Source organism: Pseudomonas paeninsulae, from assembly GCF_035621475.1.
Lineage (GTDB): Bacteria > Pseudomonadota > Gammaproteobacteria > Pseudomonadales > Pseudomonadaceae > Aquipseudomonas > Aquipseudomonas paeninsulae.
Map to the genome: position 1 here is coordinate 556053 of NZ_CP141799.1, position 15187 is coordinate 571239.

Below are 15187 nucleotides of genomic sequence, written 5' to 3' on the forward strand. Positions count from 1 at the left end.
CGAAACGGTAACATCCAGGAGTAAACCCGTGGCAATTAAACTCGAAGACAAAAAGGCCATCGTCGCTGAAGTCAACGAGGCTGCCAAAGCTGCCCTGTCCGCTGTCGTGGCTGATGCCCGTGGCGTGACCGTAGCTGCAATGACCGGACTCCGTAAAGAGGCCCGCGCATCTGGTGTGTACGTGAAAGTCGTGCGTAACACCCTGCTGCGCCGCGCCGTTGAGGGCACTCAGTTCGACGTGCTCAACGACGTGTTCAAAGGCCCGACCCTGATTGCGTTCTCCAATGAACATCCGGGCGCTGCTGCTCGTATTTTCAAGGATTTCGCCAAGGGTCAGAGCAAGTTCGAGATCAGGGCAGCTGCGTTCGAGGGTCAGTTCCTCGCAGCCCATCAGATCGACGTACTGGCAACTCTGCCGACTTACAACGAAGCGATTTCTCAGCTGATGAGCGTGATGCAAGGCGCTACCAGCAAGTTCGTTCGTACTTTGGCGGCTGTTCGCGACCAGAAAGAAGCTGCAGCGGCCTAAGGCTGGCTGCGTCGTCTTTCAATCTTATTTGTTTAATTTGATGGCCGCGAAGGCTGTCCCCCAATACAGGAATTTAGAGTCATGGCTCTGACCAACGAAGACATCATCACCGCCGTATCCGACATGTCCGTGATGCAGGTTGTTGAACTGATCAAGGCAATGGAAGAGAAGTTCGGTGTTACTGCCGCTGCTGCTTCTGGCCCGGCTGCTGCCGTTGCCGCTGTAGCTGAAGAGCAAACCGAGTTCAACGTCGTGCTGCTGGAATGTGGCGAGAAGAAAGTAAACGTGATCAAGGCTGTTCGTGAACTGACCGGTCTGGGTCTGAAAGAAGCCAAGGCCGTAGTTGATGGCGCTCCTGGCGTTGTCAAAGAAGGCGTTTCGAAGGACGAAGCTGCAGCTGCAGTCAAAGTCCTGGAAGAAGCTGGCGCTAAAGTCGAGCTCAAGTAAGCGACGACCTTGCGTCTACAGCCTGAGCGACTCGCGTAAGGCTGATGGCTGGTGGCTTTTGCCACCGGCCTTTTTCCGTTGTAGGTCGGCTATTCACTGGTCGGCCTTCAATGGGAACAACCCACCCTGAGCGGTGGCGCAAACCAAAGGGTTTGCAAGAGTTTCTGGCTGCTCCCGTCGGAGAGGCCAAATAAGCAGGTGACCAAGCTGGGGAACGCTGATGGCTTACTCATATACTGAGAAAAAACGTATCCGCAAGGACTTTAGCAAGTTGCCGGATGTCATGGATGTGCCTTATCTCCTGGCCATCCAGCTGGATTCGTATCGCGAATTCCTGCAGGCGGGAGCGACCAAGGACCAGTTTCGTGACATCGGCCTGCATGCGGCCTTCAAGTCCGTTTTCCCGATCATCAGCTACTCCGGCAACGCGGCCCTGGAGTATGTTGGTTATCGCTTGGGCGATCCGGCATTTGACGTAAAAGAATGCGTGTTGCGCGGCGTCACATTCGCTGTGCCGTTACGGGTAAAAGTGCGCCTGATCATTTTCGACAAAGAATCGTCGAACAAAGCGATCAAAGACATTAAAGAGCAAGAAGTCTACATGGGGGAAATCCCCCTGATGACCGAGAACGGTACCTTCGTTATCAACGGTACCGAGCGCGTCATCGTCTCCCAGTTGCATCGCTCCCCAGGCGTGTTCTTCGATCACGATCGTGGCAAGACCCACAGCTCGGGCAAGCTGCTGTACTCGGCGCGGATCATTCCTTACCGTGGATCCTGGCTGGACTTCGAGTTCGACCCGAAGGACGCCGTATTCGTACGTATCGACCGTCGCCGCAAATTGCCGGCTTCGGTTCTGCTGCGTGCGCTGGGTTACAGCACTGAAGAAGTGCTCGACGCCTTCTATGCGACCAACGTATTCCACGTGAAGGGCGAGACCCTCAACCTGGAACTGGTACCGCATCGTCTGCGTGGTGAAATCGCCGTTCTCGACATCAAGGACGAGAAGGGCAAAATCATCGTTGAGCAGGGCCGTCGGATTACCGCACGGCATATCAATCAGTTGGACAAGGCTGGCACCAAAGAGCTGGAAGTGCCGATTGATTACCTGATTGGGCGCACGAGTGCCAAGGCCATCGTCCATCCGGCGACTGGCGAAATCATCGCTGAGTGCAATACCGAGCTGAACGTTGAGATCCTGGCCAAGGTGGTCAAGGCTCAAGTTGTGCGGATCGAAACGCTGTACACCAACGATATCGATTGCGGCCCGTTCATCTCCGACACCCTGAAGATCGACAGCACTACTAATCAGTTGGAAGCGCTGGTCGAGATTTACCGCATGATGCGTCCTGGCGAGCCGCCAACCAAGGATGCCGCCGAGACGCTGTTCAACAACCTGTTCTTCAGTCCTGAGCGTTACGACCTGTCTGCAGTCGGTCGGATGAAGTTCAACCGTCGTATCGGACGTACCGAAATCGAAGGTTCGGGTGTGTTGTGCAAGGAAGACATCGTCGCGGTTCTCAAGACCCTGGTCGATATCCGTAACGGCAAGGGCATCGTCGACGACATCGACCACCTGGGTAATCGCCGCGTTCGTTGCGTTGGTGAGATGGCCGAGAACCAGTTCCGCGTGGGCCTGGTACGTGTCGAGCGTGCGGTTAAAGAGCGCCTGTCGATGGCTGAAAGCGAAGGCCTGATGCCGCAGGATCTGATCAACGCCAAGCCGGTTGCGGCGGCGGTGAAAGAGTTCTTCGGTTCCAGCCAACTTTCGCAGTTCATGGACCAAAACAACCCGCTCTCCGAGATCACCCACAAGCGCCGTGTTTCCGCACTCGGCCCGGGCGGTCTGACCCGTGAGCGTGCTGGCTTCGAAGTCCGTGACGTACACCCGACCCATTACGGACGTGTGTGCCCGATCGAAACGCCGGAAGGTCCGAACATCGGTCTGATCAACTCCCTGGCGGCCTATGCGCGTACCAACCAGTACGGCTTCCTCGAGAGCCCGTACCGTGTGGTGAACGACACCCTGGTGACTAACGAAATCGTCTTCCTCTCGGCAATCGAAGAGGCCGATCACGTAATCGCCCAGGCTTCGGCCACGATGAACGACAAAGGTCAGCTGGTTGATGAGTTGGTGGCTGTGCGTCACCTCAACGAATTCACCGTTAAAGCGCCTGAAGACGTCACTCTGATGGACGTTTCGCCGAAGCAGGTAGTTTCGGTTGCCGCCTCGTTGATTCCGTTCCTCGAGCACGACGACGCCAACCGTGCGTTGATGGGTTCGAACATGCAGCGTCAGGCCGTGCCGACTCTGCGTTGCGACAAGCCGCTGGTCGGTACCGGTATGGAACGCAACGTAGCGCGTGACTCCGGTGTTTGCGTAGTGGCGCGTCGCGGTGGTGTGATCGACTCGGTCGACGCCAGCCGTATCGTGGTTCGGGTCAACAATGACGAAGTCGAAACTGGCGAGGCCGGTGTCGACATCTATAACCTGACCAAATACACCCGCTCCAACCAGAATACCTGCATCAATCAGCGTCCGCTGGTGAGCAAGGGTGATCAGGTCGAGCGCAGCGACATCCTGGCCGACGGTCCGTCCACCGATATGGGTGAACTGGCGCTGGGTCAGAACATGCGTGTCGCGTTCATGCCGTGGAACGGTTACAACTTCGAAGACTCCATCCTCCTCTCGGAGCGTGTGGTCCAGGAAGACCGCTTCACTACGATCCACATTCAGGAACTGACCTGTGTGGCGCGTGACACCAAGCTCGGGCCGGAGGAGATCAGCTCCGACATCCCGAACGTCGGTGAGGCTGCCCTGAACAAGCTGGACGAAGCCGGTATCGTTTACGTAGGTGCCGAAGTGGGCGCCGGCGACATTCTGGTCGGCAAGGTCACCCCGAAAGGCGAGACCCAGCTGACGCCGGAAGAGAAGCTGTTGCGTGCAATCTTCGGTGAGAAGGCCTCCGATGTTAAGGACACCTCCCTGCGTGTGCCGACTGGTACCAAAGGCACCGTTATCGACGTCCAGGTCTTCACTCGTGACGGCGTAGAGCGTGATGCTCGTGCGCTGTCCATCGAGAAAAGCCAGCTCGACGAGATCCGCAAGGACTTGAACGAAGAGTTCCGCATCGTTGAAGGCGCGACTTTCGAGCGTCTGCGTGCAGCCTTGGTCGGCAAGAAGGCCGAAGGCGGCGCTGGCCTGAAGAAGGGCACGGAGATCACCGACGAGTTCCTCGACGGCCTCGAGCATGGCCAGTGGTTCAAGCTGCGCATGGCAGAAGACGCGCTGAACGAGCAGTTGGAAAAGGCCCAGGCCTACATCTCCGATCGCCGTCAGTTGCTCGACGACAAGTTCGAAGACAAGAAGCGCAAACTGCAACAGGGCGATGACCTGGCGCCGGGCGTGCTGAAGATCGTCAAGGTTTACCTGGCAATCCGTCGTCGCATCCAGCCGGGCGACAAGATGGCTGGTCGTCACGGTAACAAGGGTGTGGTCTCGGTAATCATGCCGGTCGAAGACATGCCGCACGACGTGCATGGCACGCCGGTCGACATCGTTCTCAACCCGTTGGGCGTACCGTCACGGATGAACGTCGGGCAGATCCTTGAAACCCACCTGGGCCTTGCGGCCAAAGGGCTGGGCGAGAAGATCAACCGCATGCTTGAAGAGCAGCGCAAGGTCTCCGAACTGCGCAAGTTCATGCAGCAGATCTACAACGAGATCGGCGGCCGTCAGGAAAACCTGGATGAACTGAGCGATCAGGAAATCCTCAACCTGGCGAAGAACCTGCGCGGCGGCGTGCCTATGGCCACCCCGGTGTTCGACGGTGCCAAGGAAAGCGAAATCAAGGCCATGCTCAAGCTGGCAGATTTGCCGGAGAGCGGTCAGATGCGCCTGATCGACGGTCGGACGGGTAACCAGTTCGAGCGCCCGACTACCGTTGGCTACATGTACATGTTGAAGCTGAACCACCTGGTGGACGACAAGATGCATGCGCGTTCCACGGGTTCCTACAGCCTGGTTACCCAGCAGCCGCTGGGTGGTAAGGCGCAGTTCGGTGGTCAGCGCTTTGGTGAGATGGAGGTCTGGGCACTGGAAGCCTATGGCGCCGCCTACACCCTGCAGGAAATGCTGACCGTTAAGTCGGATGACGTGAACGGCCGTACCAAGATGTACAAAAACATCGTGGACGGTGATCACCGTATGGAGCCGGGCATGCCCGAGTCCTTCAACGTACTGATCAAAGAGATCCGTTCACTCGGTATCGACATCGATCTGGAAACCGAATAACACGTGACGCGAATCGAGAGCGGGGCTGCACTGCCCGCTCTCTGCTCCGCCAGGAGGAAAGGCCTTGAAAGACCTACTGAATTTGCTGAAAAACCAGGGTCAAGTCGAAGAGTTCGACGCCATCCGTATCGGATTAGCTTCGCCTGAGATGATCCGTTCGTGGTCGTTCGGTGAAGTTAAAAAGCCGGAAACCATCAACTACCGTACGTTCAAGCCTGAGCGTGATGGCCTGTTCTGCGCCAAGATCTTTGGCCCAGTAAAGGATTACGAGTGCCTGTGCGGTAAGTACAAGCGCTTGAAGCACCGTGGCGTGATCTGCGAGAAGTGCGGCGTTGAAGTGGCCCTGGCCAAGGTTCGACGTGAGCGCATGGCGCACATCGAACTGGCTTCGCCGGTTGCCCACATCTGGTTCCTCAAGTCACTGCCGAGCCGTATCGGCTTGCTGATGGACATGACCCTGCGTGATATCGAACGCGTTCTCTATTTCGAGAGCTATGTCGTTATCGATCCGGGCATGACCACCCTTGAGAAAGGCCAGCTGCTGAACGATGAGCAGTACTTCGAAGCGCTGGAAGAGTTCGGTGATGACTTCGACGCCCGCATGGGTGCCGAGGCCGTTCGCGAGCTGCTGCACGCCATTGACCTGGAGTTCGAGATTGGCCGTCTGCGCGAAGAAATTCCGCAAACCAACTCGGAAACCAAGATCAAGAAGCTGTCCAAGCGTCTGAAGTTGATGGAAGCCTTCCTTGGCTCGGGCAACCTGCCTGAGTGGATGGTGTTGACCGTTCTGCCGGTTCTGCCGCCAGATCTGCGTCCGCTGGTTCCGCTCGACGGTGGCCGCTTCGCGACCTCGGATCTGAACGATCTGTATCGCCGCGTGATCAACCGTAACAACCGCCTGAAGCGCCTGCTCGATCTGTCCGCGCCGGACATCATCGTGCGCAACGAAAAGCGCATGCTCCAGGAGGCGGTCGACGCCCTGCTCGATAACGGTCGTCGCGGTCGTGCTATCACTGGCTCGAACAAGCGTCCGTTGAAATCCTTGGCAGACATGATCAAGGGTAAGCAAGGTCGCTTCCGGCAGAACCTGCTCGGCAAGCGCGTGGACTACTCCGGTCGTTCGGTAATTACCGTGGGCCCGACTCTGCGTCTGCATCAGTGCGGTCTGCCGAAGAAGATGGCTCTCGAGCTGTTCAAGCCGTTTATCTTCGGCAAGCTGGAAATGCGTGGTCTCGCGACCACCATCAAGGCCGCGAAGAAGATGGTCGAGCGCGAGTTGCCGGAAGTCTGGGACGTACTCGCTGAAGTGATTCGCGAACACCCGGTACTGCTCAACCGTGCACCGACCCTTCACCGCCTCGGCATTCAGGCGTTTGAGCCGGTTCTGATCGAAGGTAAAGCGATTCAGCTGCACCCGCTGGTCTGCGCCGCGTACAACGCCGACTTCGACGGTGACCAGATGGCCGTGCACGTACCGCTGACGCTGGAAGCCCAGCTCGAAGCGCGTGCGCTGATGATGTCGACCAACAACATCCTGTCGCCAGCCAACGGTGAGCCAATCATCGTGCCGTCGCAGGACGTGGTCTTGGGTCTGTATTACATGACCCGTGAAGCGATCAACGCCAAAGGTGAGGGTCGCGTATTCGCCGACCTGCAGGAAGTCGACCGAGTGTTCCGTGGTGGCGAAGCTTCGTTGCATGCCAAGGTCAAGGTGCGCATCAACGAAGTCATCAAGGATCGTGATGGCACCATCACCAAGAACACCCGTATCGTCGACACCACTGTCGGCCGTGCGCTGCTGTTCCAGATCGTTCCGGATGGCCTGTCCTACGACGTGGTCAACCAGTCGATGAAGAAGAAGGCGATCTCCAAGCTGATCAACCAGTGCTACCGCACAGTTGGCTTGAAAGACACCGTTATCTTCGCTGATCAGCTGATGTACACCGGTTTCGCCTATTCGACCATCTCCGGTGTATCGATCGGTGTGAACGACTTCGTCATCCCGGATGAGAAGGCGCAGATCATTGACGCCGCCACCGAGGAAGTCAAAGAGATCGAATCGCAGTACGCCTCCGGCCTGGTTACCCAGGGTGAGAAGTACAACAAGGTGATCGACCTCTGGTCCAAGGCCAACGACGAAGTGTCGAAGGCAATGATGGCCAACCTCTCGAAAGAGAAGGTGATCGACCGTCATGGCAATGAAGTCGAGCAAGAGTCCTTTAACTCCATGTACATGATGGCCGACTCCGGCGCGCGGGGCTCTGCTGCGCAGATCCGTCAGCTCGCCGGTATGCGCGGTCTGATGGCCAAGCCGGACGGCTCGATCATCGAAACGCCGATCACCGCGAACTTCCGCGAAGGTCTCAGCGTTCTGCAGTACTTCATCTCCACTCACGGTGCGCGTAAGGGTCTTGCGGATACCGCATTGAAGACGGCGAACTCCGGTTACCTGACCCGTCGTCTGGTCGACGTGGCCCAGGATCTCGTGGTTACCGCGATCGATTGTGGTACGGAGCATGGTTTGCTCATGACCCCGCACATCGAAGGCGGTGACGTGGTTGAGCCGTTGGGTGAGCGCGTACTGGGCCGAGTCATTGCCCATGACGTGTTCAAGCCGGGCAGCGACGAACTGCTGGTCCCTGGTGGCACTCTGGTCGACGAGGAGTGGGTCGAGTTCATCGAGCTGAACAGCATCGACGAAGTGATCGTGCGTTCGCCGATTACCTGTGAAACTCGCTACGGTATCTGCGCCAAGTGCTACGGTCGCGACCTGGCTCGTGGTCACCAGATCAACATCGGTGAAGCGGTCGGCGTTATCGCTGCGCAGTCGATCGGTGAGCCGGGTACCCAGCTGACCATGCGTACGTTCCACATTGGTGGTGCGGCCAGCCGGACTTCCGCTGCTGATAGCGTGCAAGTGAAGAACGGCGGCATGGTTCGTCTGCACAACCTTAAGCACGTTGAGCGTCTGGACGGCAACCTGGTAGCCGTGTCGCGGTCCGGCGAGCTGGCGATTGCCGACGAGTTCGGTCGTGAGCGTGAGCGTTACAAGCTGCCTTACGGTGCAGTTATTTCGGTGAAGGAAGGTGACAAGGTCGCCGCTGGCGCCATCGTCGCCAAGTGGGATCCGCACACCCACCCGATCGTTACCGAAATGAAAGGTACCGTGACCTACGTGGGCATGGAGGAAGGCATCACCATCAAGCGCCAGACCGACGAATTGACCGGTCTGACCAACATCGAAGTGCTGGATCCGAAGGATCGCCCAGCCGCCGGCAAGGACATCCGTCCAGCCGTGAAGATGGTGGGTGTCGATGGCAAGGATCTGCTGCTGCCGGGTACCGACGTACCGGCCCAGTACTTCCTGCCGGCTAACGCCTTGGTGGGTGTAGCCAACGGTGTCCAGGTCGGTGTGGGTGATGTTATCGCCCGTATCCCCCAGGAAACCTCGAAGACCCGTGACATTACCGGTGGTCTGCCGCGCGTCGCCGACTTGTTCGAAGCGCGTCGTCCGAAAGAAGCCTCGATTCTGGCTGAAATCAGCGGCACCATCGCCTTCGGTAAAGAGACCAAGGGCAAGCGCCGTCTGGTCATTACGCCGAACGATGGTAGTGATCCGTACGAAGAGCTGATTCCGAAGTGGCGTCACCTCAACGTGTTCGAGGGTGAGCAGGTCAACAAGGGTGAAGTCATCTCCGACGGTCCAAGTGATCCGCACGACATCTTGCGTCTGCTGGGTGTCAGCGCCTTGGCCAAGTACATCGTCAACGAGATTCAGGACGTTTACCGCCTGCAGGGTGTGAAGATCAACGACAAGCACATCGAGACCATCCTGCGCCAGATGCTGCGCAAGGTCGAAGTGGCCGAGTCGGGTGATTCCACCTTCATCAAAGGTGATCAGATGGAGCTGACCGCGGTACTGGGTGAGAACGAGCGTCTGGCAGCAGGCGACAAGTTTATTGCCAAGTACACCCGTGTGCTGCTGGGTATCACCAAGGCTTCGTTGTCTACCGAATCGTTCATTTCGGCGGCATCGTTCCAGGAGACAACCCGTGTACTCACCGAGGCGGCAGTTACCGGCAAGCGCGACTTCTTGCGCGGCCTGAAAGAGAACGTGGTCGTGGGTCGTCTGATCCCGGCCGGTACCGGTCTGGCCTATCATGCTGAGCGCAAGCGCAAGCGTGAAGCCGACAAGCCGGTACGTGTCAGCGCCAGTGAAGTGGAAGCCGCACTGACCGAAGCGCTGAACTCCAGCGGTAGTTGAGTGCATAGCCTCGTTGCTTCGGCAGCGGGGCTGTCGCTTGACGGGGCGCGCGAGTCTCATTAGACTCATGCACCCCTAAATTTGGCAGGGCACGTGCCCTGCCAAATTGCTTTTGTTGAAAATAAATAGCGTCGAAAGACAACAGTGGAGCTAGTAGATGGCAACTATCAACCAGCTGGTACGTCAGCCGCGTAAGCGTATCGTCGAGAAATCCGACGTGCCTGCGCTGCAGAATTGCCCGCAACGTCGTGGTGTATGCACTCGCGTGTATACCACTACGCCGAAAAAACCGAACTCGGCACTGCGTAAAGTCTGCCGTGTGCGTCTGACCAACGGTTTCGAGGTTTCCTCGTACATCGGCGGTGAAGGCCACAACCTGCAAGAGCACAGCGTGGTCCTGATCCGCGGCGGTCGTGTAAAAGACTTGCCGGGTGTTCGTTATCACACCGTTCGCGGCTCCTTGGATACGTCCGGCGTCAAAGGTCGTAACCAAGGTCGTTCGAAGTACGGTACCAAGCGTCCGAAGTAATCGGTGCTTGAGCTAAAATTGCAGTTTCTATTTTTCTGAGTCGATAAGAGTAAGGTCGGGCGCCATCCTTGTGGGGCAGTCCCGAGCTAACCTGAAGACCGTTTGAGGGCTTATCAAATGCCAAGACGTCGTGTAGCAGCCAAGCGCGAAGTGCTTGATGATCCAAAATATGGTAGCCAAATCCTGGCTAAGTTCATGAACCACGTGATGGAAAGCGGCAAGAAAGCCGTTGCCGAGCGTATCGTTTATGGCGCCCTGGAGAAGGTTAAAGAGCGTAAGAACACCGATCCCCTGGAAATCTTCGAGAAAGCTCTCGACGCCATCGCTCCGCTGGTCGAAGTGAAGTCGCGCCGTGTAGGTGGTGCTACTTACCAGGTTCCGGTCGAGGTTCGTCCGTCCCGTCGTAATGCTCTTGCCATGCGCTGGTTGGTAGATTTTGCCCGCCGTCGTGGCGAGAAGTCCATGGCTCTGCGCTTGGCTGGCGAGCTGATGGATGCCGCTGAAGGCAAGGGTGCTGCAGTTAAGAAGCGTGAAGACGTGCACCGTATGGCTGAAGCCAACAAGGCCTTCTCGCACTACCGCTTCTAATTTTTGCGCTTCTAAATTTGCGAGGGCTTTATGGCTCGTACTACACCGATTAGCCGCTACCGTAACATTGGTATCGTCGCGCACGTGGATGCTGGTAAAACCACCACCACCGAGCGCGTCCTTTTTTACACTGGTAAAAGTCACAAGATGGGTGAGGTGCATGACGGCGCCGCGACCACAGACTGGATGGTGCAGGAGCAGGAGCGTGGTATTACCATTACTTCTGCTGCCATTACAGCCTTCTGGAAGGGTTCCGATAAGCAGCACCCGCACGATTACCGCTTCAATGTCATTGATACCCCTGGGCACGTTGACTTCACCATCGAAGTAGAGCGCTCGCTGCGCGTACTTGACGGTGCGGTCGTGGTGTTCTGTGGTACTTCCGGTGTTGAGCCGCAATCGGAAACCGTATGGCGTCAGGCCAACAAGTACGGCGTTCCGCGTCTTGTTTACGTAAACAAGATGGACCGAGCCGGTGCTAACTTCCTGCGCGTTATCGGTCAGATCAAGCTGCGTCTGGGCCACACTCCGGTGCCAATCCAGTTGGCGATCGGCTCAGAAGACAACTTCCAGGGTCAGATCGATCTGATCAACATGCAAGCTGTCTACTGGGACGATGCTGACAAGGGTATGACTCCTCGTCGCGAAGCTATTCCTGCCGACATGCAGGCGTTGGCTGACGAGTGGCGCGGCAACATGGTTGAGGCTGCGGCCGAGGCCAGCGACGAGCTGATGACCAAGTACCTCGAGGGTGAAGATCTCACCAACGAGGAAATCAAGGCTGCTCTGCGCCAGCGGACTATCGCCGGTGAGATCGTCTTGGCTGTTTGCGGTTCTTCCTTCAAGAACAAGGGTGTTCCCCTGGTTCTCGATGCCGTTATCGACTACCTGCCATCGCCTGACGACATTCCTGCCATCAAGGGTACTCACCCGGATGACGAGGAAATACAGTTGGAGCGTCATGCGAATGATGACGAGCCGTTCTCCGCTCTGGCGTTCAAGATCGCTACCGACCCATTCGTGGGTACTTTGACCTTTGTTCGGGTTTACTCGGGCGTGTTGAACTCCGGCGACGGCGTCATCAACTCGGTAAAGGGCAAGAAAGAGCGCGTGGGTCGTATGGTGCAAATGCACGCAAACGCCCGTGAGGAAATCAAGGAAGTACGCGCTGGTGACATTGCGGCCTTGATCGGTATGAAGGACGTCACCACTGGTGAGACTTTGTGCAACGCTGACAAGCCAATTATCCTGGTTCGCATGGACTTCCCGGAGCCGGTTATTTCGGTTGCCGTGGAGCCTAAGACTAAGGATGACCAGGAGAAAATGGGCATCGCTCTGGGCAAGCTTGCTCAGGAAGACCCGTCTTTCCGTGTTAAGACCGATGAGGAGACTGGCCAGACCATCATCTCCGGTATGGGCGAGTTGCACCTGGATATCCTGGTCGACCGCATGCGCCGCGAGTTTAACGTCGAAGCCAACATTGGTAAGCCTCAGGTTTCCTATCGTGAGCGCATCACGAAGAGCTGTGAAATCGAAGGCAAGTTCGTTCGTCAGTCCGGCGGTCGTGGTCAGTTCGGCCATTGCTGGATCCGCTTTGCTCCTGCTGACGAAGGTCAGGAGGGTCTGCAATTCGTCAACGAAGTAGTAGGCGGTGTGATTCCGAAGGAATACATCCCGGCTATCCAGAAGGGCATCGAAGAGCAGATGAAGAACGGCGTTGTAGCCGGTTATCCGCTTATCGGCCTGAAGGCTACCGTGTTTGATGGTTCTTACCACGACGTCGACTCCAACGAGATGGCGTTTAAGGTGGCTGCTTCCATGGCGACCAAGCAGCTGGCCCAGAAGGGCGGTGGTGAGTTGCTTGAGCCAATCATGGCGGTAGAGGTTGTTACCCCTGAGGACTATATGGGCGACGTGATGGGCGACCTTAACCGCCGTCGCGGTATGATCTTGGGTATGGAAGACACGGTCTCCGGCAAAGTGATTCGCGCCGAAGTGCCGCTGGGTGAAATGTTCGGTTATGCGACTGACGTTCGCTCCATGTCCCAGGGTCGTGCAAGCTACGCTATGGAATTCAAAAAATACAATACAGCTCCGTCGCACATCGTCGAATCTGTAACCAAAAAACAAGGCTGATTCAGCCCTTTAGGCAAGGAGTTAATTGTCGTGGCTAAAGAAAAATTTGAACGTAACAAACCGCACGTCAACGTTGGCACTATCGGTCACGTCGACCATGGTAAAACCACCCTGACTGCTGCGTTGACCAAGGTGTGTGCCGAAGCTTTCGGTGGCGCCATTCGCGATTTCGCGCAGATCGACAGCGCTCCGGAAGAAAAAGCTCGTGGTATCACGATCAATACTTCCCACGTTGAATACGATTCCAACATCCGTCACTACGCTCACGTAGATTGCCCGGGCCACGCTGACTATGTGAAGAACATGATCACCGGTGCCGCGCAGATGGATGGCGCTATCCTGGTTTGCTCCGCTGCTGACGGCCCGATGCCGCAGACTCGCGAGCACATCCTGCTGTCCCGTCAGGTAGGCGTTCCTTACATCGTGGTCTTCCTGAACAAGGCTGACATGGTGGATGACGCTGAGCTGCTGGAACTGGTTGAGATGGAAGTGCGTGACCTGCTGTCGATGTATGACTTCCCAGGCGACGACACTCCGATCGTGATCGGCTCGGCGTTGATGGCTCTGAATGGCCAGGACGACAACGAGATGGGCACCAGTGCCGTGCGCAAGCTGGTTGAGACTCTGGATACTTACATTCCGGATCCCGTGCGCGTTATCGACAAGCCGTTCCTGATGCCGGTTGAAGACGTGTTCTCGATCTCTGGTCGCGGTACCGTTGTGACTGGTCGTATCGAGCGCGGCATCGTCAAGATCCAGGAAGAAGTTGAGATTGTGGGCCTGCGTCCTACCATCAAGACCATCTGCACTGGTGTTGAGATGTTCCGCAAGCTGCTCGACGAAGGTCGCGCTGGTGAGAACTGCGGTATTTTGCTGCGCGGCACCAAGCGTGACGACGTCGAACGTGGTCAGGTTCTGGCTAAGCCGGGTAGTGTTAAGCCGCACACCAAGTTCGAAGCAGAAGTCTACGTGCTGAGCAAGGAAGAAGGCGGTCGTCACACGCCGTTCTTCAAAGGCTACCGTCCGCAGTTCTACTTCCGCACTACCGACGTAACCGGTAACTGCGAGCTGCCGGAAGGCGTTGAAATGGTAATGCCGGGCGACAACGTGAAAATGGTTGTTACCCTGATCAAGTCGATCGCCATGGAAGACGGCCTGCGTTTCGCGATTCGCGAAGGCGGCCGTACCGTTGGTGCCGGCGTGGTTGCCAAGATCATCGAGTAATCGATTGATCTGAAAAAGGCCCCCGCTTGCGGGGGCTTTTTTATTGGGTTGACACTCGCTGGGGCCGTCTATAGAATTGCGCCTCCTTTTAGCGGGTGTACTGCGCCCGCTGGGAATAGCAGCTTGGAATCTGAGGTCAAAATGCAAAACCAACAAATCCGTATTCGGTTGAAGGCTTTTGACCATCGCCTGATAGATCAATCAACCCAGGAAATCGTGGAAACCGCGAAACGTACTGGTGCTCAGGTGCGTGGTCCGATTCCTCTGCCTACCCGCAAAGAGCGGTTTACCGTTCTGACTTCACCGCACGTCAACAAAGACGCGCGTGATCAGTTCGAAATCCGCACTCATAAGCGCGTTCTGGATATTGTCCAGCCGACGGATAAAACCGTTGATGCGTTGATGAAGCTTGATCTTGCGGCTGGCGTGGAAGTGCAGATCAGCCTCGGCTAAAACCTTGGGGTTTTAGTCGTGTAACGCTCTGAAATGGGCGGCCATAGCGGGTGAAAGCCCCGTACACTCATGAGGTTACAACATGACTATTGGTGTAGTCGGTCGTAAGTGCGGTATGACTCGCATTTTCACCGAAGAAGGTGTCTCCATTCCGGTTACGGTCATTGAGATCGAGCCGAATCGCGTCACTCAGTTCAAAACTGAAGAGTCCGATGGCTATCGTGCAGTGCAAGTCACTGTCGGCGAGCGTCGTGCTTCCCGTGTCAGCAAGGCGCAAGCCGGTCATTTCGCCAAGGCGAATGTCGCGGCAGGTCGTGGTGTTTGGGAGTTCCGCCTTGAAGAAGGCGACTACCAGGCTGGCGATCTGATCAACGCTGAAATTTTCCAAGCTGGTCAACTGGTGGATGTCACCGGTCAGTCCAAGGGTAAAGGCTTTGCCGGTACCATCAAGCGTTGGAACTTCCGCGGCCAAGACAACACTCACGGTAACTCCGTGTCCCACCGTGTTCCGGGTTCCATTGGCCAGTGCCAGACTCCGGGTCGCGTCTTCAAGGGCAAGAAAATGTCCGGTCACATGGGTGCTGAGCGCGTGACTGTGCAGTCCCTGGAAGTAGTGCGCGTCGATGCTGAACGCAACCTGCTGTTGGTCAAGGGTGCCGTTCCTGGCGCTACTGGCGGCAACTTGGTTGTTCGTCCGGCAGCCAAGGCTCGCGGTTAAGGGGA

Annotated in this window: 10 protein-coding genes; all 10 read left to right on the top strand. The window is 56.9% G+C overall.

Going from position 1 to position 15187, the window contains the following annotated elements; all coding sequences use genetic code 11:
* Window positions 1–28: 28 nt before the first annotated feature.
* The 10 genes from rplJ (at window position 29) to rplC (ending at window position 15182) form a co-directional block, all read left to right on the top strand.
* Complete coding sequence (gene rplJ, locus VCJ09_RS02445; protein ID WP_079204513.1) at window positions 29–529, top strand: 50S ribosomal protein L10; 501 nt, start codon at window positions 29–31, stop codon at window positions 527–529.
* A gap of 81 nt (window positions 530–610) precedes the next feature.
* Window positions 611–976, top strand: coding sequence for a 50S ribosomal protein L7/L12 (gene rplL / locus VCJ09_RS02450; protein ID WP_079204514.1), 366 nt, complete (start codon window positions 611–613; stop codon window positions 974–976).
* 220 nt (window positions 977–1196) lie between these two features.
* Entirely contained in the window at window positions 1197–5270 is a 4074-nt protein-coding gene (gene rpoB / locus VCJ09_RS02455; protein WP_079204515.1) for a DNA-directed RNA polymerase subunit beta, read from the top strand.
* Window positions 5271–5334: 64 nt separating this feature from the next.
* Entirely contained in the window at window positions 5335–9534 is a 4200-nt protein-coding gene (gene rpoC, locus VCJ09_RS02460; RefSeq protein ID WP_324733001.1) for a DNA-directed RNA polymerase subunit beta', read from the top strand.
* A 157-nt stretch (window positions 9535–9691) separates the two neighbouring features.
* On the top strand, window positions 9692–10063 hold the full coding sequence (rpsL, locus tag VCJ09_RS02465) for a 30S ribosomal protein S12 (RefSeq protein WP_003186084.1): 372 nt from the start codon (window positions 9692–9694) through the stop codon (window positions 10061–10063).
* Between the two features lie 117 nt (window positions 10064–10180).
* The gene (gene rpsG / locus VCJ09_RS02470) at window positions 10181–10651 is read left to right on the top strand and encodes a 30S ribosomal protein S7 (protein WP_079204517.1); all 471 of its coding nucleotides are present in this window, start codon (window positions 10181–10183) and stop codon (window positions 10649–10651) included.
* A 30-nt stretch (window positions 10652–10681) separates the two neighbouring features.
* Entirely contained in the window at window positions 10682–12787 is a 2106-nt protein-coding gene (fusA, locus tag VCJ09_RS02475; RefSeq protein WP_079204518.1) for an elongation factor G, read from the top strand.
* A gap of 30 nt (window positions 12788–12817) precedes the next feature.
* Entirely contained in the window at window positions 12818–14011 is a 1194-nt protein-coding gene (gene tuf, locus VCJ09_RS02480; protein WP_079204519.1) for an elongation factor Tu, read from the top strand.
* Window positions 14012–14152: 141 nt separating this feature from the next.
* Complete coding sequence (gene rpsJ / locus VCJ09_RS02485; RefSeq protein ID WP_010486970.1) at window positions 14153–14464, top strand: 30S ribosomal protein S10; 312 nt, start codon at window positions 14153–14155, stop codon at window positions 14462–14464.
* A gap of 82 nt (window positions 14465–14546) precedes the next feature.
* Complete coding sequence (gene rplC, locus VCJ09_RS02490; protein ID WP_079204520.1) at window positions 14547–15182, top strand: 50S ribosomal protein L3; 636 nt, start codon at window positions 14547–14549, stop codon at window positions 15180–15182.
* Window positions 15183–15187 lie beyond the last annotated feature (5 nt).